Annotated in this window: 23 protein-coding genes and 1 pseudogene; 10 read left to right on the plus strand and 14 right to left on the minus strand. The window is 31.5% G+C overall.

The features are described 5' to 3' along the window. Positions 1-26: 26 nt before the first annotated feature. The 3 genes from METFODRAFT_RS02200 (at position 27) to fdhD (ending at position 2,635) form a co-directional block, all read left to right on the plus strand. Positions 27-785 carry a D-aminoacyl-tRNA deacylase gene (locus METFODRAFT_RS02200; RefSeq protein ID WP_007043898.1) on the plus strand — a complete coding sequence of 253 codons (759 nt, stop codon included), beginning with the start codon at positions 27-29 and terminating at the stop codon, positions 783-785. A gap of 228 nt (positions 786-1,013) precedes the next feature. Then, entirely contained in the window at positions 1,014-1,922 is a 909-nt protein-coding gene (gene ttuA / locus METFODRAFT_RS02205) for a tRNA-5-methyluridine(54) 2-sulfurtransferase (RefSeq protein WP_007043899.1), read from the plus strand. Positions 1,923-1,954: 32 nt separating this feature from the next. Next, a complete protein-coding gene (gene fdhD / locus METFODRAFT_RS02210) occupies positions 1,955-2,635 on the plus strand; it encodes a formate dehydrogenase accessory sulfurtransferase FdhD (protein ID WP_007043900.1) in 681 nt (226 codons plus the stop codon). Positions 2,636-2,641: 6 nt separating this feature from the next. Here fdhD and METFODRAFT_RS02215 read toward each other — a convergent pair whose 3' ends face one another. The 10 genes from METFODRAFT_RS02215 to METFODRAFT_RS02255 form a co-directional block, all read right to left on the minus strand. Then, positions 2,642-3,769: an AAA family ATPase gene (locus tag METFODRAFT_RS02215; protein WP_007043901.1), complete on the minus strand. Its 1,128-nt coding sequence runs from the start codon at positions 3,767-3,769 to the stop codon at positions 2,642-2,644. Positions 3,770-3,799: 30 nt separating this feature from the next. Next, positions 3,800-4,558: a precorrin-3B C(17)-methyltransferase gene (gene cobJ, locus METFODRAFT_RS02220; protein WP_007043902.1), complete on the minus strand. Its 759-nt coding sequence runs from the start codon at positions 4,556-4,558 to the stop codon at positions 3,800-3,802. Between the two features lie 158 nt (positions 4,559-4,716). Continuing rightward, positions 4,717-6,513 carry a KamA family radical SAM protein gene (locus METFODRAFT_RS02225; protein ID WP_007043903.1) on the minus strand — a complete coding sequence of 599 codons (1,797 nt, stop codon included), beginning with the start codon at positions 6,511-6,513 and terminating at the stop codon, positions 4,717-4,719. A 519-nt stretch (positions 6,514-7,032) separates the two neighbouring features. Beyond that, complete coding sequence (locus tag METFODRAFT_RS02230) at positions 7,033-8,772, minus strand: bifunctional NADP phosphatase/NAD kinase (RefSeq protein WP_007043904.1); 1,740 nt, start codon at positions 8,770-8,772, stop codon at positions 7,033-7,035. A 96-nt stretch (positions 8,773-8,868) separates the two neighbouring features. After that, positions 8,869-9,030, minus strand: a complete 162-nt coding sequence (locus tag METFODRAFT_RS10855) for a hypothetical protein (protein ID WP_159089910.1) — start codon at positions 9,028-9,030, stop codon at positions 8,869-8,871. Between the two features lie 70 nt (positions 9,031-9,100). Further along, the gene (locus METFODRAFT_RS10555) at positions 9,101-9,235 is read right to left on the minus strand and encodes a transposase (protein WP_007043599.1); all 135 of its coding nucleotides are present in this window, start codon (positions 9,233-9,235) and stop codon (positions 9,101-9,103) included. A 123-nt stretch (positions 9,236-9,358) separates the two neighbouring features. Then, complete coding sequence (gene selB, locus METFODRAFT_RS02240) at positions 9,359-10,759, minus strand: selenocysteine-specific translation elongation factor (protein WP_048115357.1); 1,401 nt, start codon at positions 10,757-10,759, stop codon at positions 9,359-9,361. Between the two features lie 62 nt (positions 10,760-10,821). Then, positions 10,822-11,802, minus strand: coding sequence for a DUF1616 domain-containing protein (locus METFODRAFT_RS02245; RefSeq protein ID WP_048115360.1), 981 nt, complete (start codon positions 11,800-11,802; stop codon positions 10,822-10,824). Next, positions 11,802-12,044, minus strand: coding sequence for a hypothetical protein (locus METFODRAFT_RS02250; RefSeq protein WP_048115363.1), 243 nt, complete (start codon positions 12,042-12,044; stop codon positions 11,802-11,804). Before METFODRAFT_RS02250 ends, METFODRAFT_RS02245 begins: the two co-directional genes overlap by 1 nt. 4 nt (positions 12,045-12,048) lie before the next feature. After that, positions 12,049-12,708 (minus strand): hypothetical protein, encoded by a 660-nt coding sequence (locus tag METFODRAFT_RS02255; RefSeq protein WP_007043908.1) that lies wholly within the window; start codon positions 12,706-12,708, stop codon positions 12,049-12,051. Between the two features lie 111 nt (positions 12,709-12,819). Here METFODRAFT_RS02255 and METFODRAFT_RS02260 point away from each other — a divergent pair, with 111 nt between their 5' ends. Genes METFODRAFT_RS02260 through METFODRAFT_RS02280 form a run of 5 tightly spaced genes read left to right on the plus strand, consistent with a single transcriptional unit; the run spans position 12,820 to position 18,295 of the window. Further along, complete coding sequence (locus tag METFODRAFT_RS02260; protein WP_048115366.1) at positions 12,820-14,595, plus strand: Ig-like domain-containing protein; 1,776 nt, start codon at positions 12,820-12,822, stop codon at positions 14,593-14,595. After that, positions 14,588-15,523, plus strand: coding sequence for a DUF4350 domain-containing protein (locus tag METFODRAFT_RS02265; RefSeq protein ID WP_007043910.1), 936 nt, complete (start codon positions 14,588-14,590; stop codon positions 15,521-15,523). Before METFODRAFT_RS02260 ends, METFODRAFT_RS02265 begins: the two co-directional genes overlap by 8 nt. Positions 15,524-15,579: 56 nt before the next feature. Beyond that, on the plus strand, positions 15,580-16,509 hold the full coding sequence (locus tag METFODRAFT_RS02270; protein ID WP_007043911.1) for an AAA family ATPase: 930 nt from the start codon (positions 15,580-15,582) through the stop codon (positions 16,507-16,509). Positions 16,510-16,523: 14 nt separating this feature from the next. Then, positions 16,524-17,756: a DUF58 domain-containing protein gene (locus METFODRAFT_RS02275; RefSeq protein WP_007043912.1), complete on the plus strand. Its 1,233-nt coding sequence runs from the start codon at positions 16,524-16,526 to the stop codon at positions 17,754-17,756. Then, entirely contained in the window at positions 17,753-18,295 is a 543-nt protein-coding gene (locus METFODRAFT_RS02280) for a hypothetical protein (protein WP_007043913.1), read from the plus strand. Before METFODRAFT_RS02275 ends, METFODRAFT_RS02280 begins: the two co-directional genes overlap by 4 nt. Position 18,296: 1 nt before the next feature. Here METFODRAFT_RS02280 and METFODRAFT_RS02285 read toward each other — a convergent pair whose 3' ends face one another. Further along, on the minus strand, positions 18,297-19,631 hold the full coding sequence (locus METFODRAFT_RS02285) for a B12-binding domain-containing radical SAM protein (RefSeq protein WP_048115369.1): 1,335 nt from the start codon (positions 19,629-19,631) through the stop codon (positions 18,297-18,299). A gap of 162 nt (positions 19,632-19,793) precedes the next feature. Between METFODRAFT_RS02285 and METFODRAFT_RS02290 the strand changes: the two genes are divergently transcribed. Beyond that, positions 19,794-21,386, plus strand: coding sequence for a B12-binding domain-containing radical SAM protein (locus METFODRAFT_RS02290; protein ID WP_007043915.1), 1,593 nt, complete (start codon positions 19,794-19,796; stop codon positions 21,384-21,386). 9 nt (positions 21,387-21,395) lie between these two features. On the opposite strand, the gene asd is transcribed toward METFODRAFT_RS02290, so the two are convergent. Then, a complete protein-coding gene (asd, locus tag METFODRAFT_RS02295) occupies positions 21,396-22,439 on the minus strand; it encodes an aspartate-semialdehyde dehydrogenase (protein WP_007043916.1) in 1,044 nt (347 codons plus the stop codon). A gap of 216 nt (positions 22,440-22,655) precedes the next feature. After that, positions 22,656-23,066 (minus strand): DUF371 domain-containing protein, encoded by a 411-nt coding sequence (locus tag METFODRAFT_RS02300; protein ID WP_048115372.1) that lies wholly within the window; start codon positions 23,064-23,066, stop codon positions 22,656-22,658. 156 nt (positions 23,067-23,222) lie between these two features. On the opposite strand from METFODRAFT_RS02300, the gene METFODRAFT_RS02305 reads away from it, so the two are divergent. Further along, a complete protein-coding gene (locus METFODRAFT_RS02305; protein ID WP_007043918.1) occupies positions 23,223-23,876 on the plus strand; it encodes a metal-dependent hydrolase in 654 nt (217 codons plus the stop codon). On the opposite strand, the pseudogene METFODRAFT_RS11755 reads toward METFODRAFT_RS02305, so the two are convergent. Beyond that, positions 23,806-24,110 (minus strand): annotated as a pseudogene (locus tag METFODRAFT_RS11755) (hypothetical protein). The gene METFODRAFT_RS02305 and the pseudogene METFODRAFT_RS11755 sit on opposite strands and share 71 nt — an antisense overlap. Between the last annotated feature and the right edge of the window lie 9 nt (positions 24,111-24,119).

The following is a 24,119-nucleotide window of genomic DNA, read 5'->3' on the forward strand; positions in this document are numbered from 1 at the left end:
ATTTTAATTAAAAGGAGGGGTTATTTTTGGAGTATTTGTTGATATCTTCAAAAAAAGATTTAGCAAGCCAAAATATAAAAGATTGCATTGAAGATTATGGATTTGATGTTTTTGAGGTTGATGAGGAGTTGATTCAAATTACACAGAAGGATTTACCAAAGGCAGATGCATATATTTTTTTATCGAAGCACAGAAGTGAAAGTGGAAAGCCAACATTAACAGTTCATACGCCAGGAAATTTAACAGAAGATAACAGTTTTGGTGGAAATAAAGAGGAAATCTGCCCATGCGATCCTATTTTAAATACCCTATTACTAAGAAATATATTCAAACACAACAACCAGTATAAAGAAAAGATAGACATTTTTGATGTTTCTTTTGAAGTTGTTCATCATGGACCTTCAGATTTAAACGCTCCAGCAGTATTTGTGGAAATTGGAAGTTCTGAGAAAGAATGGGTTATAAAAGAGGCAGGAGAGATTATTGCAAAAGGTGTAATAGATACAATTAACCAAATTAAAAACATCAAAGATGTAGAGGATAGGATTATTGGATTCGGTGGGGGACATTACGCACCAAGATTTACAAATTTGGCTTTAAATAATTGTTATGTTGGTTATATAGTTCCAAAATATGCGTCAATATCCAATAGAGTCCTTGAACAGATGATCAACAAGCAGAAGTTTGATTACATTGCCTTTGATTGGAAGGGTTTGAGAGGAGATGACAAGAGAAGATACATTAAATTTTTTGAAGAAAGAGGAATACCTTGGAAAAAAATATAAAACATCATTTAAAACTAAATTGAAATTTAAGATAATTATTTATCTTTATTGCAGATAGGTATCTCAGGAGGCGTTCTAATGTATTCAAACGTGTTTAAAAATATACATTTGAATACATTCGGAATAAATAAAATTAAAAATAAGGACCATATACAACAAATACTTAACAGTGTTACATAAAATTGAAATCAAAATTAACCAATCCAAAAATTTGAGAGTTGAGGTATTATGAAATGCAAAATATGCAAAGGAGAGGTATATATAACGATAAAATATCCAAAAATGGCTCTGTGTAAGGAGCATTTCATAGAATATTTTGAGAAAAGAGTTAAAAAAACCATCAAAAAATACGAGATGATTAAACCGGAAGATAAAGTGCTAATTGCCATTTCTGGTGGAAAAGATGGTGCTGTTGTAACTTATGTATTAAAAAAATTGGGTTATAACGTTGAATGTCTCCACATTAATTTAGGTATTGGAGAATTCTCAAAGAAGTCATTGGAATGCGTTAAAAAACAAACCTCATATATTGGGGTAAGATGTCATATAGTTGATTTAAAAGAACTTACAGGAAAAGGTATCCCAGAAGTTAAAAGTAGAAAGCCAAAATGCTCAATTTGTGGAACTGCCAAAAGATACATAGTTAGTAAGTTTGCATGCGATAATGGATTCAACGTTATTGTTACAGGGCATAACTTGGATGATGAAGCAAGTTTTATACTCAACAACGTTATGAATTGGAGTACTGGGTATTTGGCAAGACAGGGTCCAATTTTACCACAAAAAGGAAAACTGCCAAAGAAAGTAAAGCCTTTGTATGAATTGACTGAGGAAGAGATTTCATCCTATGCAGAAGTTGTAGGTCTTGAAGTTTTCTCTGAAAAATGCCCATTTGCAAAAAAAGCAATAACCTTAGAATATAAGGAAATGCTTAACAAAATAGAAGAAACTCGTCCAGGGACAAAATACAGATTCGTTATAGGATATTTGAAAAATAGGCATTTGTTTGAAAAAGAAATTGAAGATATTCCATTAATGGAGTGCAAGATCTGTGGAATGCCATCATCTGGAGAAGTTTGTTCATTCTGTAGGACATGGGAGTTAAAGGAGGAAATCGATTTAAAAGTTAAGGGGTAATTTTTACTTTTTATTATATTTTGAGGGATATTATGATAACTAAAGTAAATGCATACAAATGGGAAGGACAACTTACTTTAATTGAGGATTATTTATGTGTTGAGGAGGTCTATGAACTTTATATTAACAATAAATTTGTAGAAGAATTGGTAACATCTCCAAACCAGATAGAAGAGTTGGGCATTGGTCATGCAATATGTGAAGGTTACATTTCTAAAAACAGTGTTATCAATGTTCATTTGGATGAAAATAAAATTTATGTGGAAAGTAGGGAAATTAAAAATAATATTGAAAAAGATATACAAATTAAAATAAACGTAGATACAATACTAAAAATAATAAAAACTATGCATACCCTATCAGAAGTTTGGAAATTAACTGGCGGAGTTCATTGGGCAGCACTTTTCAACACATCTGGAGGAGTTATGGCATTTAGTGAAGATATAGGAAGGCACAATGCAGTGGATAAAGTTGTTGGTTATGCCATCTTAAACAACATAAACTTAGGGAATTGCATATTGGCATCAAGTGGAAGGCAACCTTACGCAATGGTAAAAAAAATCGTAAATGCAAAGATTCCAATTGTAATAACGAAATCTCCTCCAACAGACAAAGGTGTTAAATTAGCAAGAAAAAACAACATAACATTAATTGGATTTGCAAGGGGAAGTAGATTCAACATATACTCTGGTGAAGATAGGATAATAATTTAAAAAAGTTTATTGGTTTTTCAATAACTCCCCAACGTATTTCTTTAAGCCCTCTGCTTCTCTTAAAACTTCATCAACAAATTCAGATGGTTTTCCGCTCTCTTCCGCTTTTCTCTTAACATCCTTTAAGGTCATGGCTATGCTGTTTATCTTCCCAAAAATTTCAAGAACCTTTCTGTATTCAATACCTCCAAGTGGTATCCTATCTTTGTCTATCTTCTTCAACTCATTCATCAGGCTATTTAAAATTTCCCTCTGCTCCATAGCAAAGCCAGAGAAGTGATTTGAGATTTTGAAGATGGTTATCGATACCTTATAAAACTCATCCGGCTCATCCCAATATATATGCCTTAAAATATCTAAATCATTTTCATCTGCCTTATCCTTTCCGTTTAAAAAAGCAAATGCTTTAACTGCTTTAACAGACTTCCTAAATCTCCTATCAGAAATATATATACCCTCATTTTCCAATGTCATTTTAATGTCTATTAGATATTTCTTTATGTTGGATATATCAACCTTCTCTATCTTTTCTCTCAACTTTTTTATCTCTTCTATATCCATCGTTGTTTTTGGTTTGTAGTCCTCATCCAAATCAATTAATTTTTCAAGGTTTAGCATAGATTTTATCCTATCTACCTTTTTCCTAAACAAAAACCTATCATAAAATGCCAACAACTCATTCTCCTCTGGCAGTTCATTGGATGCACCAAACAAACTTATCAAAGGCACTCTTTGGATAACATCTCCGTTGTGGTAAATTCTCTCATTCATTATTGATAGTAAAGCGTTTAATATGCTGCTATTTGCTTTAAAAATCTCATCTAAGAATGCAATTTCAGCATTTGGTAGATAGTTCTCTGTTTTTCTAACGAATCTATCATTTTCTTTGAGTTCTTTAATACTTAAAGGTCCAAAGAGTTCATCCTCTGTAGAGAATCTCGTTATAAGTTTTTCAAAGTAATTTGCATTTATGTGGGATGCTATCGCTCTAATCAGTTGGGATTTAGCAACTCCAGGATTTCCTAAGAATATACAGTGTTCATTCGCAATTAATGCAGTTAAGGCAATATCTATTTCTTCCCTTCTTTCTAAGAAATAATCATTGAGTTCCTTCCTAATTTCCTGTAGTTCCATTTTTTCACCAAATTGCAATTACATTATAATTTATTCCACTTTATACTTATTTAAATATCCCCTTGGGGTTACCATCTTTCCATCTATTACTTTTGTGTTTGAATTTCCAATTATTAAAGTTGTGTTCATATCGATAAATTCCACATATTTTTCTAAATTATCAATCAGTTCGTTGATTGTTGTTATTTTATATTCCTCATTCTCCCTACTCGCATTTTTAACAATTCCAACAACATAGTTTATGTTGTTCTTTTCCGCATGTTCCTTAACAATTTCCATGGCTTTTAAAAATGGTTCTTTTCTTGATTTACTCATTGGGTTGTAGATTGTAATTACAAAATCCCCATCCAAAGCACATTTAACCCTCTTTAAAATAATATCCAATGGGGTTAACAAATCACTCAAACTCAAAACAACAAAGTCATGATTGAGTGGAGATCCTAAGATTGCAGAACATGAACTTGCAGAGGTTATGCCAGGAATTACCTCTATTTTAATATTATAATTTTTCTTTTCATTTAACTCATAGGCAAGAGACGCCAAACCGTAAATTGTGGCATCACCACTTGAAACTAAAGCAACATCTTTATCTTTACTTTCTTTTAGTGCATAATCTACCCTATCAATTTCTTTCTTCATTCCGGTTGTGTATATTGGCTTGTTAAACCTCTCTACAAATTTTTTATATCCTTTATAGCAAACTATTAAATCGATATTCTTTAAAATCTCTTCCGCCTTTTTTGTAAAATATCCTTCTCCTCCAGGACCTATACCAACAACATAAAGCATAAACATCTCTCCTTAAAAACGATATTAAAATTCGTCTAAATTTATAGAAAATATTGTTGAAAACCTATTAAATATAAAATATTTAAAACTAACGAAGGTTTATTTTAAATAGTTTGTAGGTAATCTACTCAACAACTTGAAAGGACATGCAGTTTAAATTAGAAGTAATACCATATTGTTTTATAATCCTCCAAGTTTTCTCCCCTTCTCTCCAACTCTTTTAGGTAGTCATAAATTGGTACGTCTGTATAGATGTAGGTATTTGCGAGTGATATGTTCTTTTCCCATGGGTGGAACTCATAAACCCTCCTACCATCTGGTGTTATCATTATTACCTCATGATCTTGCCATGCATTTAAATTAACCTTTCCTAACCTTGGCACATTGAATATTGGTTTATCTATCCTCTCTACACCAGGAACCAATCTTGCCTCTTCTTTTTGCTCCTGCAACAACCTTGCTATTGGAACTCTGTATCTTCTTGTTTCTTCTTTTCCTTTTGTGTTGAAGGTATAGTATGGCTCTATTCCAATGAGTCTCAACAACTTCCTCAATGCAACGGTTTCAAATCTCCTACTATTTTCTATTGTGAATACCTCTTGGTTATATACACAAATTCCTCTCTTCCTTATTTTTTGGATAGCATTTGCTAAATCCTCAGTTACCTCATAAACATGCTCAACGTGTGTTGAGATAACAACTTCCCTCCTACCCGCCTCGTGATATTGTTCAATGATATCTGCAAGGTTGTCAGTTATCCTCTGTGGTAATACAACAGGTATTCTTGTTCCAAACCTTATCCTATCAATATGCTTCATCTCTGCAAATTCTGACAATATTTTATCCAAAAATTTATCATTAAGGATAAATGGATCTCCACCAGTTATAAGAACCTCTTTTATTGATTCATGTTTTCTAAACCAATCTATTGCCTCTTCAAGTTTATTCTTTGGAGCAAGAGCATCTTTCGAAAGAACCTCTTTTATTTCCCAATTTCTTTGACAATAGACACAAATTTGAGCACATGTATTGTATGGTTTTATTATTGCAATCATCGGATACCTTCTTGTTATCAAGTCAATTGGTGAAGTATCATTTTCCCCCATAAAGTCCAATTTCTCCCTATTGCTCCTTGCCTTTATCATCTTCTCAACATAATCCAATGGAGGAATTACTTGAGCCCTAACAGCATGATCGTATTCCCTACTTGCATCTTTGTCCATCAATGAGACATAGTATGGGGTTATTCCAAATGGTATATGATTTTTTACTGCAAGGTCTATGGCTTTTATCTCTTCCTCAGTTAAATCTATTAAATCACTAAGAGTTTTGCTATCTTTTATAATATGTTTGAGATGCCACTTCCAATCATTCCAATCTTCTTCATCCCCTCCAAAGTATTCCAATATTCTCTTTTTATTTTCTTCCCTCCTTTTCTTTACCCCCTCCAACAACCCAGATGGATATCTATCCATAAACTTCTTTGCATACTCTGCAAGTTTATCAAGTTCATCTGACCTTACAATTGCCGCCTCCCTACCTTTCAACTTTAAGAATATTGGTTCTTCTTTACCATCGTATATTCCAGAGTTGCCAATTATTCCTTTAAATAAATGCTTGAATTCCTCTATGAAACCCACACTTACCTCAACATCAATTTCTGAAAACCTTTCATTTGCAAGTAACCACAACAATCTCAAAGCACTAAAACCACTCAACTCTTCATTTTTTGGAGCCAATATGTTTTTAAATACCCTTATGCATTCTTTCATATTTATTCTTTCCAATGGATGTACATCTATATCCCCATAGTATATTCTTTTTTCAAGGTCAATTAGGTAGTTGTATAGTTTCTCCCTTGCAGTTTCTACACTATCGCTATTTCTCAATATCTCATAAACTTCTTTATTTGTGTCCCAAAGTTCATTTAATGTTTCTCTATATAAATTTGCCATAAATTCCCACCTCCTGTCAACTCTCAAAATGATCTAAAATGTAAAAAACTACAATATTCTTTCTAACTATACAAACTCAACATATTCTCTCCTAAATCATCAAAATCCATTATTTCTTAAGAATATCGGAAAATAAAAAAATTTCCTATTTTTGCTCTATAGTGCTAAATTATAAACCAAAACCTCAAAGATTGTTACAATTACTAAGGAAATTACGAAACGATACTATTTTAGGTTAAAATTGTATTCCGGCTTTTGAATAAAATAGTCAGAACAAAACAGAATCTCGCTAAAGATCCAAAATTAAAAATCCTACAAAGTGCTCATTAATAAAAAGCAACATACTAATATTATCTACTTACAATTCAAATTAATTATTTACATTAATCTTATATAAATTTTTCTGTTTAGATTACATATAAGTAAAAATAATTTTTCATATTTTTAGCAAACAAAAAGAAACAAAACCAATTGTGCCCATTTGTGGATTTTTATAACTTATTCAAATAACCATACTATTTAACGATATAGTTTTTTTAATTTATTGTAGAAGTTACCTCCTTTAACAAAATATGCATAAGAATCGGATTTTTTTAATATAACCTCATCCCCAAAATCTATCTTAGATTCAACATCACCATCCACTACAACCAGTGCAGGTTTTCCAGATGAAATTAATCTTATCCTAATCTCAGAATTTCCATTAACAACAATAGGTCTTGATGATAACTTAAACGGGCATATTGGAACGATAACAAATCCATCCACCAACGGCTCTATAATAGGACCTCCAGCACTTAAAGAATAGGCAGTTGATCCTGTTGGGGTTGATATTATTATCCCATCTGCTCTAACATCCTCCACAAAATTTCCATTTACAAAAACTTCAAAATGTAACATCTTTGCAGGATTTTTAGTGATTAAAACTACTTCATTTAAAGCATCGGATATTTTAGATTCTTTTCCATTCTTAAATTTGATTTTTCCACTCAATCTTGTTCGTTTTTCGATTTCATACTCCCCTTTTACAACATCATCTATAACTTTAAATACTTCCTCCTCATTAAACTCTGTTAAAAATCCAACCATACCCATGTTTATACTTATTAATGGGATTTCATTACCATCTATCAACTTTAACGTCCTCAAAACTGTTCCGTCCCCACCAATAGACACCACATGTGAAATTGAGGATAAAGATTTGAAATCTTTGGAATTTATTTCTTCAACATCAATATCTACCAATTTTTTCTTTAAATGAGGTTCTACGGTACATTTTATTCCTTTAGAATTTAAGTAGTTTACAATTTCAACGCCTAAGTCAATAGCCCTTTCTTTGTCCCTCCTTGTTATTATGGCAAATTTTGTTGGTTTTATTGCCCACTTGTTTCCAAAGATACCTACTAATTTTTTGTGGATTAATTTATTTGAGCAAATTAAGGATGTTCTTTCATTCACATCCAATCTTAAATTAAGTTCTTTTCCATTCTTATCAGTTATTTCCCCCCCAGCCTCTTTAACTATAACATACCCCCCGGCAATATCGCACAATCGAGTGTTTTCATTTATATTTATAAATGCATCTAATGCCCCTCTTGCAACATAGCACATCTCCAAAGCAATTGAACCAAATAACCTAATCCTCCTAACCTTTTTATCCTTTATAAAATCCAATATGTTATTTGACAACCCATAGACAAAAAGTCCTATAGATGCATCCTTTAAGTTGCTTGTAGGTGAAACGATTATTTTTTTCTCCTTCTTTTCCCCATTTTTTAATAAATATGCCCCTTCCCCTTTTTTCGCATAGTATAAATCCCCAGTGTAAAGATTTTTAACAACCCCAACTTCCAAATCATTGATTGTTTGGTTTTTTATAGATTTTGCTATTTCTTCCTTTTGCATATTATTTAATTCCTTTTTTAAATCTTCATTTATCCTTCCTATTGCCACAGATGTTGAATAAATAGGAATATCTTTTAATGCATTATACGTCCCATCTATCGGGTCTAAAATAATAATATATTCCAAGTCCTTTCCAATAACGTTAATTCCAATTTCTTCACTTATTAATACTGCACCACAATATTTTTCTATTGTATTTGAAGCAATATTCTCCGCAATTAAATCAATTCGTTTTGTTGGAGTTCCGTCTGCCCCAATTTTAATAACCTCATCAGACTTTTCCCATCCAATTAAGGGTTTAACACCTTTATCAATATTATCAACAATTTTTTTAGCAAGATTTAGCATATCCATTTTTCACACCCAATTTAAAAAATATTATTTAATTTTGCCTTCTTCGTTTTTTATTCTTTTTAATGCCTTTATCTCCAGAGTTAATGTAAAATTCATCTATCTCCAATTCGTTTCCAGTAATTTTTTTAAAATGTTGTCTTTTTCAGACGATTTCATAACTTCTTTTGCAAACGAATGAACTGTCCTATAATCTCTTCCTAACTCCTCGGATATTTGATTAATCGATGAATTCTTGAGATTTTTAATTATGTAAAACATCTCTCCTAAAGGTATTCGCCTTTTAGCGAATATAGTTCCAGTTAGGTCGTTAAAGTGTCTTTTACACGAATTACATCTGTATCTTTACAACATCTTTCGAACCACAATATGGGCAAGTATATCTATCACTCCATCTAATCTCCCTTATAATTGCAATACACTCCTCATCCTTTGGTATGAATAACTTATATACTTCGACGCTCATAAAATTATATATTGCGATTATTATTTGTATATGTAATTGTAAGTGAAGATGAGCGTATAACACATATTTTAATGTGAGATTTGTTGTTTAATTGCAGAACGAATATAGCAACTACAATTTAACTCATCCCCAATTTCTCAACCTTCTTAAAATAACCACATCTCCCTTCTCCACATTTCCATCAAATTCCACAACCAAATGTCCCTTAGTTCCAAAAGTACCTTTTATAATCCCTCTTATATCCTTTGAAGGAACATAAACAACCTCTCCAATAAGTTTCTCCGCAGAGGTTTTTGAGGATGCCAAACCCTCAACGAATAGTTTGTCTTTTTTTGCCACAACTTTACCTTCTCTGGTGACTATCTTCTTTATATTCAATTCTTCAATTCCTTTAAACTCAGCAACATTTCCATGTCCACAAATCCTTAATGTAGTTGGAGGAAGATCAAGTCGCGTTATTAAAACCCTATCTCCAATTTCAGCAACAACCTTCTCTTCCAACTCAAATGCACAATAGCATTCATCCCCTTTCTTTACTTCATTTAATATTATATTAACTTCTTTTCCTTCAAAGTCCATCTTTTGGAAAGGAACAACAGTTGCTGGAACAACCATCATTCCAACGTTTAAATGCACCTTCATCTTTGGAGTTAAGTTGTATTTGAAGATGTCAGAGATTTTCACCTTTGCAACGATTTTATCCACAACTTCCAATTTTGTATCTTTTGAAGTTAAAACACATCCCCTAAAAATTTGCCTTGGTTCAACACCCTGCAACGCTATCCCCGCCCTATCTCCTGCATAAGATTCATTTACATCCTTTTTAAAACACTGAATACCTTTAACCTTAACATCAACATTTATTGGGAAGATTCTCATCTCATCTCCAACAGATATTTTTCCTTTGTGTATAGTTCCAGTGACAACTGTCCCTACACCTTTTATTGAAAATGCATGGTCTATTGGCATTTTAAAGTAATTATCAATATCCCTGTTAATTTTCATACTGTCTAATGTTTCCTTAAGCGTTCTCTTTAACCCATCAATTCCAATACCTTCTTTTGCAGAAATTTTGACAATCTTTGCATTTTTTAAATTGTTTGTGGAGTTTAAAATAGCCCTCATAAACGTTTCGGTATTTTTTATATCTTCCTCTGATGCAATATCAATCTTATTCATCACAACAATGGTTGGAATGTTAAATAAATCTAAGATTAAAAGATGTTCTCCTGTTTGGGTTTTTGGTCCCTCTCTTGCATCAACAACAAGTAAAGCCAAATCGATAATATCCGCTGCCCCAACAACCGCCTTTATTAAATCCGCATGCCCAGGAGCATCAACTAATGTAATTCTATAATTTTCTAATGTGAATGATGAGAATCCAATGTCTATGGTTATTCCTCTTCTCTTTGATTCTGGAGGCTTATCCAGTGCTGATGTTGAGGCAATTTCAGTTAGTTGCTTAGCGAGTGATGTTTTACCATGGTCTATATGCCCAAAGATTCCAAGATTTACATTTATCATAAAAATCACCATGATATTTGTGGTTCTATAATATAAAATGTAAAAATAATTTGCAGAAATTCTTAAATTTCCCCAACATCAACATTTAATTTTAAACTTAATATTTTTCCATCTATTGCATCTAAAATCCTTTGAGTTGCATTTGTTTTTGCATAGTCGTTATTTGCTGGTTTTGGTAGTTTGGGTTCTTTATCTTTGAATAGTAAAAACCAAAGTTGCCATTTTCCGGGTTTATCTATTGTAAAGGTGTAATTTTTCTCCCATTGTGGTGTCCAATTACCCTCAACAACTATTGGTTTTGGTAGTAGGGAGATATTAAATTTATCCATTAAATACATATTGTGGATTGTTGTTTGATTTGTTGTTGTATTGTAGGTTAAATTAACAAGCCATATCTCAACGAAGTAATTAACTTCCCTTCCTTCATGATTAACTATTCCAATAATTACCGTTCCATTTTCACCAACAAAAAGTTTTGTTGGGTAGTCATAGGCTTTCCCACTCTTCCCAAGGATATAAAATTCGGTGAAGTATTCAGATTGTTTTGGATGGGTGATTATGTAGATAAGGGTTGCAAATGAGGAGATTATTGCTATAACCAATACAACTGTTAAAATTTTATCCAATTTACTTATTTTATCCCATTCAAGTTCTTCCTTTAATTTTTCGATATCTATTTTTGGAATATATGGTTCTTTAACATTTTCTCTCCTATAAATTGCAAGAGTTGAGAATACTATATTAAATGCTCCCAAACTAATTAATATTGGAGTTAATCTAATCCCATATGGTGTGTAATTTAAAACTAATCCAATTAATGGTGTTATAGCAATAGATAAACCAAAACTTAATGCTAATCTTTCTAAGGTATCAAGTTCTTTTTTCTTTGGAAATAGGAAGTTTATAAATGCATATCCTGGAAAGAATAAAATGAATCCTATTCCAATTACTTTCCTCAATGAATTCTCTGGAGAAATGTAAATTATGGCAATTAAAAGTAAAGATAATAATATGATTAACATCAAATCCCAATGCCTCTTCATCATTTCACCAATATCTCATAAACTTTCTTAACAACTATAAACGCAAAGATTATTATCAAAATATATACAATGGACTTTAAGATTTCCTTTGACTTCTTATTTATAAAAAAATCACCAACCTCCAGGCAAATCAAAGAACCAATTAAAAGAAGGGTGAGGAAGATATCAACTGAGGGAGATAGTAGAGCACTTAAAATAGCCCATATTGATAGAAAAGATATTATATAATCCTCAACCCTCATCATTTCACCACAAATGTTCATCAACACTTCCAAGTTTTTTTAAATTTATCTCAATGTAATTTTCTTCTTTTTTAATATTTTCAATGTAAATTAACTGATTCAACGATAAAGAAACAAGATACACTATAGAGGATATTATTGGACAGGGTATTTTGTATCCATTGTACTGCACTTTTAAGTTTTCAACGATTATTTTAATAGATTCATTTTTTTCTTCAAAATCAATACCTTCAACCAACCCAAAGATCTTTAAAACAGAGGATGCAACAGAGATTGCAAGCCCCAAATCTGTCTCTTTTAATTTTATATCCGAATAATCTTCAAAGTCCTCTATAAATCTATATCCAATTGGAGGGGTTATCAATATCCCCCCACCATTTACTAAGAATGTTTCCTCATCAAACATTCCAAGATTTATTGAAAAATTCTTATATTTTGGAATGAAAATTCCTCCATTTGGTAGGTCTTCATAGGATGGGATAAAGACAGGATTTCCTTCCAAATTTAATGCCTTGACCATATTGTTTAAAGATGATTGGTAAGAGATAATGGTCTTTATATAAACATCTAAGTCAATAACTTTTGGAGGAATAAAGGCAATGATAACAAATCCAATAAATATTCCTGCCAGTCCAAGATTTATATAACTAACCCCCTCATACATGATGCCCAAGTATAAGGAGAGGAGACCTAATATTATTAAAACTACCCCTACAAATAAGTTTTTATATGTTAAGTTTATAATATCACCTCAAAAATGTCTTTTGGTGATAGGTTGAGGGTTTTGGCGTTTGTATTTTTAATGCTTTTAGTGGGAAATGTGTTTGCGTTGGGGATAAATCCAAACAACGTAGATAGGGATGACCAATACACATATGACTACTTTACCAATACACTTAACTCTTTTTCAAGCATCTTTGAAAGGATGATTTATGACAATGAGAGTTATTTGGATGATTCAGTATTGGTTTTTAATGAGTTGGATTTGTTAAGAAATGAAACGATATTGTATAAAAACCACAACATATCAAGTTCAGTAGAATATGTTATACCTCCTTTTTATAAGTTTTCGAAGGAACTGGTTTATTTGAGTAATTTGAATAAAAGGTTATACGATGACTTAAATGAAAATACAACTGAAAGTTTAATAGATGCAAAGGCAACATTTGTAGGAATAAATAAAACTTTATTATCAATGGAATGTATTTTGAATGAAATAGACAACATAACTTACTTAAAGAAAGGCAATGAAACATTAAAATTTGATACCTCAAATGTTAGGGAGATGATAAAACTCTACAAACTTAAATTTTCTAAGTATAATGTATCAGCACTTAACATATCAATCAGTAAATTGTTGGAAAAAACCCCCAATAAATTGAGAATTTACATTTCAAATCCAAATCCAATAATATTTGAAAATGTTTCTATTTATGGGGTAGGGGAGAATGGAATGGTTGTAGTACATATAAATAATATTTCCTATAGTTTATTTGTAAAAGACCATGCCTTTTCAATGGGATATTCATTTGATAAAGAGGGAATTTATGAGATATATGCCACTCAAAATGGCAATAAATCCAATACAATATACGCCAACGTATCAAAAATTCCAACCTATATTTTTACTGATAAAAATGTTTATAAGGGTTATGTTAACAACAACATCACAATAAATGGTTATGTGGTTGATTATTACGGCAACCCTATCAATGGAACAGTTCATATTCTGAATAATTCAATTCCATTAAATAACAGTTCATTCACTTACAATATCTTCTCAAATAAGAGTTGTAAAATAAATGGAAATATTTTTTATAACGGGGATACCTACCACCTTCCATCAAAGAAAGTCATAAGCATAGAATTTACCAAATATCCAACAAAGATTGTAATCTATACCGATAAATGCAACGTATCTCCACATGAAACCATAAATCTAATTGGGGAGATTTTTGGAGTTAGTGATGTAGTTGGAATTGATGTAATTGTTAATAACCAAACATACAAAAAAATATACACAAATGGAAGATTTAAAACAAATTTATCATTTAACTCGTCTGGAACTTATGAGATATATGCTATTTACCAGGGAAGTAATATTTATGAGGGATCTAAATCAAATATCTTAAAGATTAACGTTGAGAAGAGGGGATTTTTAATATATATTGTTATTGCAATTGCTCTTGGTTTGATTAGTATCTACACATACAAATTTACAAAGAGAAAGGAGGACGAAACTGAATATGTGGAAAGTCCAAAGATTGAAGTCAAAGAAGAAGTTGATAGAAAAAACATTCCGAACGACATTGGGGAGGCATATAAAATATTATTCGATAGTTTGATTAAACACTATTCTCTTCCAAAAAACCTAACACCAAGGGAACTCTTGGAGATAATAAAAAATAAAAACCTAAACATCTATAACGACTTAAGATTCATAACAAAGATACATGAGATGCATGTTTATGGGGGCTTTGAAATAGATAAAGATGTAGTTGACAAATATCTCCAATTAATCAAAAAAATCTTGGGGGAAATCAATGGCTAAATACTTAAAATACGTAACATTTGGTATTTTGGGGATTTTGTTACTTTCTCTACCTTCTACCCTTCCAGTAATAAAGAGTTTCTGTCCGTATAGTATATTCAATACAGATTGGAACGGATGCTCTAAATTTGCAAAGATGATACATGATAGGGGGGAAGTAGTTCCACTAATATCTCCTTACGATTCTTATAATATAAAAAATGGGGTTTTATTTATCATATCTCCAGATATACATTACTCTTCTAAGGATGTTGAAAAGATTAAAACTTTTTTGGAAAATGGAGGTACTGTGATTATTGCAGATGACTTTGGATATGGGAATGATATCTTAGAGGGATTAAACATCTCCCCAAAAATCTCAAAAAGAAGGGCAGAAGATCTGTTTTATTACAAAAACTATTCCCTTATTGAGACGTATAGGATTGAGGATTTTGATGGGAAGATAACATTCAACATCCCGTCTTATATATCATCGAATAATGGGGAGATAAGAACCAGTTCTATATCAAAAAAGATTTTAATGAAAAAAGTTAAATATGCCAATGGGAAAGTTGTGATTATCTCAGACCCAGATGTGTTTATAAATGCAATGGAAACCTACAACAAAAATTTTTGGGATGTATTTTTAAATAATTTGGATGGGTATGTTTATTATATTGACGAAGTTCACCATTCCAAATTTAGTCCATATGATATTGGTGTTGTTTATGTGCAAAGTAACTTATCCAACAACACAAAATTTATAATATTTTCTTTAATTGTGATAGGAATTTTTATAATAAATAACATAGACTTTTCAAGAATCATTAAATTTAAAAGAAAAACATCCTTAGAGAAAATTGCAGAAGAAAACAATATTGACATAAATGAATTAAATAGAGTAATCTCTAAAATAAAAGAAGGAAAAAATTATAACGATTTGCGTTAGGATGTTAATAATAGTTTAACTTATTAACAAATTTCACAAACTTGGGGGGAAGTATCATGGATGGTTGTGAATTTTTAAACAAAATAATGGATGAAATGAAAAAATGCATAGTTGGAAATGAGATCCCTATAAAGTTGTTAACTATTGCTTTACTATCTGGGGGGCACGTTTTATTGGAAGGAACTCCAGGTATTGGAAAAACCACTATTGCAAAGAACTTTGCAAATATCTTTGGATTAAAATTTTCGAGGATACAATTAACACCAGATATGATGCCCTCTGATATCACTGGTTTTTATTATTTTAATCAAAAAACAGGCGAATTTGAGTTCAAAAAAGGCCCTATATTTGCAAACATTATCTTGGCTGATGAGATAAACAGAACTCCACCAAAAACCCAATCTGCCCTATTGGAGGCAATGCAAGAAAATGCTGTAACTATTGAAGGAAAGACCTTTAAACTTGAAGAACCGTTTATGATTATAGCAACAAAAAACCCTATTGAGTTTGAAGGGGTTTATGAACTACCTGAGGCAGAGAAGGATAGATTTATGTTTAAAATTCGTATTGATTATCCAAAGGAGGATGAAGAACTTGATATTTTACTTAGAAAGCATGAGGGAAGGTTTCATGAAACAAGTAATATTATTTCTCCAGTTGATTTAAAATATGCTATGATATCGGTAAAGGATATTAAAATTGGAGATAAAATTTTAAGATACATTTGTAACATCGTAAGAGCAACGAGAAACGATGAAAGATTAGAATTTGGAGCATCTCCAAGGGCTTCTGAGTATCTACTCTATGCATCGAAGGCACTCGCTTATCTAAATGGAAGGAGTTATGTTATTCCTGATGATGTCAAGTTTCTTGCCAAGTATGTTCTAATTCACAGAATCAAGGTTAAAGGGACGTATGAACTGGATAATATAACTGAAAAGGATGTTGTTGAAGATATATTGAGGAAAGTAGAGGTTCCAAAATAAAGATAAGGGATATGATGGATAGGGAGGATTTGTTAGTTGTTACTGCAATTCTACTGTTTGCACAGGGGTACTTGTTTATAAATATCATCCCACCACTTATTGGGATTGGTATCTTAATTTACCTTTTGTCAATAAAGGTTTCTTTCAATGCAGATGTTACCATAGAATTATTAAATAAAAAATTTGAGGTTAATGAGGGGGAGGGTGTTGATTTAATATTCAAAATAAAAAATAATTCAAAGATTCCCTTAAAATTAAAAATCAAAGAATGGGGAAATAATTTTAAATGGTATGTTGAGGAATTATTTATCGATAAAAATGAAGAAAAAAGATATAAAGTAAGATTAATTCCAAAAAAGAAGGGAAGATTTGAAATTGAAAACTTTATATTTACTGTTTTTGATGTGAATAGGATATTTTTTAAAGATGTTGAAGTTGAGGAAAAAGTTGTTTTAGATGTTTATCCATCAATAGAAAGTTTAAAAAATTCCATTAAAAGAAGTAGAAATATTAAGATTGGTAAAGAAATATTAACTGCATTAAAAATTGGTTATGAGAGTTTAGAGTTTGGTGAGTTGAGGGAATATTTTCCAGGAGATGATTATAAGCATGTTGATTGGAAGAGAACTGCAAAATTTGGATATTTAATTGTCAGGGATTTTTTGAGGGAGAAAGAAGGGAATGTCCATGTTTTAGTTGATGTTAGTAATGCATTTAGAAAATCAAAAACTGACTACCTATCTCTTTTAGTTTATTACCTAATCGGTTTTTTAAATACAAAAAATAAAAATTACAAGATAGTTATTTTTGACGATTTGGGGGTTAAGAAAGTATATGAAAACTTAAGTTTAGATTCCGGAAAAAAGTATCTTGAAGAGTTTTTGAAGGGATTGGACGGAATTCCAAACTTAAGAATTTATAAAGAAAAAAGTGGGGTTCTAAGCCATATCCCAAAACTTATTGAAGGGGGGGAGGTCATACTAATAACTGATGTTGGTTTAAGGTTTGGAGATATTATTGTTTTTGTAGAGTTTATGAAGAAGAGAGGAATTAATACCTACATCATCTCTTTAAATCCATTGCTATTCTTAGGAGAGAAGTATTTAAATGAAGATAACATCCCAAAAATTTATGATAGGTTTATCGAAAGGGAGGTAATTGTTAAAAAATTAAATATATTATGCCCCACTGTAGATTTAGGTCCCAACGATTTAGTAGAACTTGCATTTAAGAGGGGGGGAAAATGAGAGTCTCATCCATAATTGCCTTTATTGTTGGTAGTTTATTTGTGAACTTTTATTATGGATTTTTTGTCATATTTGTTCTTATCTTGAAAATTTTGAAAAAATATAATCTATCTTTGATTTTGTATTTGCTTTATCTATTGTCTATTGGATATTTTGTTAATTTTTGTTCTATCTACGAAAGTTGGAGGGTTTTATTTTTTGTTGCTATTCCAAGTATCGTTGTTTTAGGAGATGTTTTAAAAGATGAAGTTACTTATAAAAAATCCGACATAATTTTGGCACTTTTATTTTTACTGAGTTATTTAAATGAGTATTTGTTTATGACTTTGATTTTAGGTAAGTTATTTGTATCACTACATGGGGAAATTGACTTACGAGGATTTCTTGTTTATTTTTTGTTTCTTGGAGTTGGATTTCTTATATTTGTGGATAAATATAACTTACTTAAGGGCGACTATCTAAATCAGGTGATTATTTTAATTGGCATTGGGTTTTTAAGTTTCTTTGGATTTGTTTTAGAGAAGAATGGAAAATCATAAGTTAAAGTTCAATTCTATCCCAGGGCAATTCTCCTTCAATCCTACCTAAATATTCATCCAATAAACCAAGATTTTTTATATTTTTAATTAATCTTATGGGTTTTTCTGAATTCTCCAATATGTTGCCCAACTCTTCTCCTCCTCTGCAAAGTATGCATTGACATATCATTGAATTGAAATTTTCACTTTCAACACCTACGCCAATTTTTTTGAGATTCTTCTCTATGTATTTTATCTTATTTTTTGCAGTTAAATCAAAACTTTCTCTTTCAAAAGGCGTTCTCGGTTTTGGAATCATTGGATTTATGCTAATCTCAACCTTTCTTATGTTTTCTTTTATTCTTTTTGTGAGTTTTATAATCTCCTCAATATCTTCCTTTCCCTCATCAACAATCCCAACCATGAAATATAATTTAATCTTGTCTATACCATGTTCTTTTGCCAATTCTACAGCATTTAAAATATCTTCTTCAGTAATGTCTTTTTTGATCACTTCCCTTAACCTCTCGCTCCCTGCCTCTGGAGCAATTGTCAGTGTTTTTAATTTCAACAAACTTAATAGTTCATCTGTTATAGTGTCTGCTCTTAATGAGGATGGGGATATTTGGACTTCCTTCTCATTTAAATATTGGCATAAATCAAGGATATGTTTATAATCCCCAACAGAAGGGGCTATTAACGCAACTTTATTAACTTTTGTGTATTTCAAACCTTTATCTACCAAATAAATCAAATCGTCAAGTTTTCTAAACCTTGGAGGGTGGTAAATGCTCCTCGCCATGCAGAATTTACATCTCCTTGGACATCCCCTTCCTATTTCCAATAAAAATGCCTTTCCATAAGCCCCACTTTCATGAGTTATTTGATTTATTGGATAATCCTCTATCGTCAATTTTTTTGGATATATGCGTTTTATTTTACCTTCTCTATTTGGGAAGTGAACACCTTCTTTTATCCAATCGAAATTTCTGGTTATTAGGTTATACATTACCTCAGTTCCCTCTATCTCCCCAACAACAAATGCATCAAAAAACTTACTTAATGGGAATGGATTGCTTATTGCACACGGTCCTCCGCCAATGAAGATTGCATTTGGATTTTTTGCTTTTAGGTCTTTTATTATTTTTACAACATTAAAATAATCGTTTTCATATTGGAGTGTAATTATTATTGAATCATAGTTCTTAATTTCTTGATAATTTTCAATGAAAAACATCTTGCAATCAATATCTCTATATTTATTTAAATGATGGTAAAGAATATGCATAGCAAGACAAGAAATACCGCCTTTAAATTTATTTGGAAAAATTACTGCAACATTTTTTATATTTTTCATGTTATCACTATATAGAGCGTTTGTAATAGAAAAAATTAAAATGACAAAAAAGCACAGATATATCATTTAAATTAAAATTTTATCATCATTAGAAGAAAAGAATAAAAAAATTTTAGAACAACTAATATTTAAGTTTTGTGAAATGGGATAAAGGTTTTGATTATGAAGGCTTTAATTATAGATTGTTTGGCAACAGTTGATGGAAAAAAATTATTGACAAGAGATGTTATAGGATGTGGTCCAAGAACTGTTAAGGGAATTTTAAAAAACGAGGGAATTGATGCAAAGATTGCTCCATTGGAATATTTTAAAGTGGAAGATATAAAAAACTACGACTTACTTTTTATCAGTGGTATGACGGTTGATTTTAAAGGAATTAAAAATTTAGTTGATAAAATAAACAGGAAAAGGAACGAAGACCAAAAAATCATTATTGGGGGACCAATAGCAAATAATCTCTATATCTTGGAAGAGATTGAGGGTGATATTTCCATCGTTGGAGAGGGAGAGATTACCATAAGGGAACTAATAAAAAAGGATTTCAATGCTGAGAATGTTGAGGGAACAACATACTATGATTATTATAAAGAAGAACTAATAATAAATCCACTGAGGGGAATTATTAAAGATATGAAACTAATAACCCCTTCAACTGAGATAGAGGATTATCCAAACTATTTTTCAGGTAGGGTTTATGTTGAGGTTGTGAGGGGGTGTAGTAATTTTAAAAGAGCCCTATTGTTATGCGACAATAAAAAATGTAATCTATGTGAAAATGGGACTACAAGATGCCCATTAAACATAAATCCAGGTTGTGGTTTTTGTTCAGTCCCTTCAGTATTTGGTTATGCAAGGAGTAGGGATTTAGAGGATATCTTGTTTGAGATTGAGGATTTGTTTAAGAGGGGCGTTAAAAGGGTTGTTCTAAGTGCTCCTGATTTTTTGGATTATAAAAGAGGAAACATGTTAATAAGAGAGAATGCCGAGCAAAGCGAGGCATCCTATCATTTTGATGAAACTTTTTTAAAGTTTCGGGGAGATGATATTTTAATCAATCCAAAAGAACCACATCCAAATTATGAAGCAATAGAAGAACTTTTATCAAATTTATATGATTTAAAAATCAAATATAATGCAAGTGTTAGTTTGGAAAATGTTAAGGCAAATTTATTTGATGAAAAAGTGGCAAAAATCATCTCCAAGTACCTTCCAAACACACCACTTTATATCGGATGTGAAACAGGAGATGAAGTTCATTCAAAATTGTTGGGGAGACCATCGCTTCCAGAAGATGTTCTAAAGGCTGTTAAAATAGCAAGAAAATACAGCTTAAGACCCCAAGTTTATTTCATCTATGGACTACCTGGGCAAAATATGGAAACTGCAATGAATACAATAAACTTTATGGATAAGATAAAAAACCATATCGATAAAATTACGGTATATAAATTTAAACCTCTTCCAATGAGTGCGTTTGAGAACTTTAATCCCATAATGGACAAATCATCTATGTTAATAAAGGAAAAAGCAAGAGAGATAAATAAATATGTTAAAAAGAAATATTTGAGTAAAAAAGTGGATGTTATTGTATCAGAAAGGCATTTTAAAAATAAGAAAGATGCTGTTGGATATATGGTCAATGGGGGACCAATGGTTGTTGTAAAAAATGGAGCAAATTTTATAGGAAAAACAGTAAAGGTTAAAATCACAAAAACTTATGAAAAGTTTGTTGAGGGAATTGTATACTCCAAATAAGATTTAAATTTAAAGATATTTCTTAACAAACAACTCTGCATTTAGAACACTTGCTCCTGCTGCTCCTCTTATTGTGTTGTGTTCTAATGCAGTGTATTTAACATCAAATATTGGGTCTTTTCTTATTCTACCAACAACAATGGACATACCATTTCCTTCATTTCTATCCAATCTTGGTTGAGGTCTATCTGGTTCTTCTTTAACAACAATTGGTTTTGCGTAGGTTGGTAAATCCAAATCCTTCAATGGGTCAAATTTATCCATTGCTTCTTTTATGTCCTCTGGCTCAGCAGGTTCTTTTGTTTTTACAAATATGCTCTCAATGTGTCCATCAATTACACAAATTCTGTTGCATGATGCCCCTACTTTGAAGTTTGCGTTTTTAACTTCACTTCCATCAAACTCTCCCAATATTTTTAAACTTTCTGTTTGCATTTTCTCTTCTTCATTTTTAATGTATGGGATTACGTTGTCAATTATAGCCATTGATGGAACTCCATCGTAACCTGCCCCACTTACTGCTTGTAGTGTTGTTACATTAACCGCCTCAATGCCGAATTTATCCAATATTGGTTTTAATGTTATAACTAAGCAAATTGTTGAACAGTTTGGATTTGTTACAATTGCCCCATCCCATTTTCTATTCTCTCTTTGAATTTCTATCAACTTAAAGTGCTCCTCATTAACCTCAGGAACTATTAATGGAACATCCTTCTCCATTCTCATTGCTGATGCGTTTGAGAATACCAACTTCCCTTCTTTTGCAAATGCTGGTTCAAGTTCTCTTGCTAAATCTGCTGGCAATGCTGAGAATACAACATCAACATCCTTAAATGCCTCGTGTTTTGGGTCTGTTGGAACAACAACCATCTCTCCAATATCTTCTGGAATTGGCTCACTTTGATACCAGTATGCTGCATCTTTATACTTTTTCCCTGCACTTCTTGGGGATGCTGCTAAAACCTCCAATTCGAACATTGGATGGTTTGAGAGCATTTGGATAAATCTTTGCCCAACCATCCCTGTTGCTCCTAAAACTCCCACTTTAATCATAACTTTCACCTTTTTTGTTTAATTCAGTTTTCATTTTTAGGGATTAATAATTTTTAAGATTTTCGCAATATGTTTTTTGTGGAATTTATGTCAAGTATTTAACCACAACAAATTTTTTAAAGAGCAACAAATCATACGTAAAATTTCAAATAAGCCTATTTACCCTTTTAATTTCATTGGAGTTTTTAGCCACTTATAACGTAAACGACTAATAAACTACTCAACAATTATTCTAAAAGTTAAATTAGCCCCATTTTTTAATTTCTCTATTATTTCTCTATTAATATCCTTTGCTCCTTTATCTGCCTTAATCATCAAAGTCCTTGGACAAATGAAATCGCTCTTCCTAATAACAATATCGGTTGGATGGTTTAGGATTAACCTCTCATCCCCCCTCCCAATAACAACATCTTTAATGCCTTCAACTTCAATTTCAACAATAATCTTTTTACTCTTCCTTATTTTTTCTTTAAATTCCTCTGGAAAATCTTGCATGGATTTGTCTGCTGAAACCCCAATAATGCAATCTCCCTTTGGAGTTAAATGCATTTCTTTTGTAATTTCCAATGTTGTTTTGTGCAAACCTCTTATGTTTTCATGTCCTTTTGCATAGATTACAAATTCCATAACATCACCGCAAATTAACCACATTTTTATATACTTTTGTGTTAAATACTGTAAACTCCATTTAAGGTATGGATAACTGCAAAGAATTTCGCAAACAACTATATATACCATAAGGATATAAATTAAAATAAAGTTGATTTAATTTGGGGTGGTTGTATGATAACATGGTACGGACATGCCTGCTTTAAAGTAGATAACGTCCTTATAGACCCATTTGTTCCAAATCCTCTATGTGATATTCCATTTGATGAAATAATGGAGGGGGTTGATGTAATAGCAGTAACTCATGGGCATGCTGACCACTTAGGTAATGCAGAAAAACTTTCAAAAGAATACAATGTTCCTGTTGTGGCAAACCATGAGATTAGTGTTTATCTACAAGATTTGGGGGTTTGTGCAGAAGGTATGAACATTGGAGGCACCATTGTTATAAACAATGCAAAACTAACCATGGTTAAGGCAGAGCATTCCTCAGATATCGCCCCTAACATTAGCGGTGGCGTTGCAGGAGGATTCATTGTAAATGATAGGGTTTACCATGCAGGAGATACTGGAGTATTTAGTGATATGGAGTTGATTGGGGAGATTTATTCGCCAAGTGTTGCTTTATTGCCTATTGGTGGAAGATACACAATGGACATAAAAGAGGCATTGGTGGCTATTGAGTTACTCTATCCAGAGGTTGTTATTCCAATGCACTACAACACATTCCCAATAATAGAGGTAAACCCTAACGAATTCAAAAGATTAGCGGAAGGTTTAGGCGTTGAAGTAATAATCCCAAAAATAGGGGAACCAATAGACCTCTAAACTTCAGTATCTCCGAATATGCATTAGGTATGCACAACTGAGTATTATCTATTGGTTTATTTGTATATATGTGCATTCGAATTAATTCATTAATTTTGATAACGAATTCTTTTAAATTCATGGTTTATAATTCGTATTTTGTTTCCATTGCATTGCAACCCATAGATTGTGAATAATCGCTCTAAGTATAAACAAGAATAATCTTACTTCTAAAATCTTTGATTTCGTTTTTATAGTCTATTG

This window comes from Methanotorris formicicus Mc-S-70, from assembly GCF_000243455.1.
In the GTDB taxonomy this organism is placed as follows: domain Archaea; phylum AGJL01; class Methanococci; order Methanococcales; family Methanococcaceae; genus Methanotorris; species Methanotorris formicicus.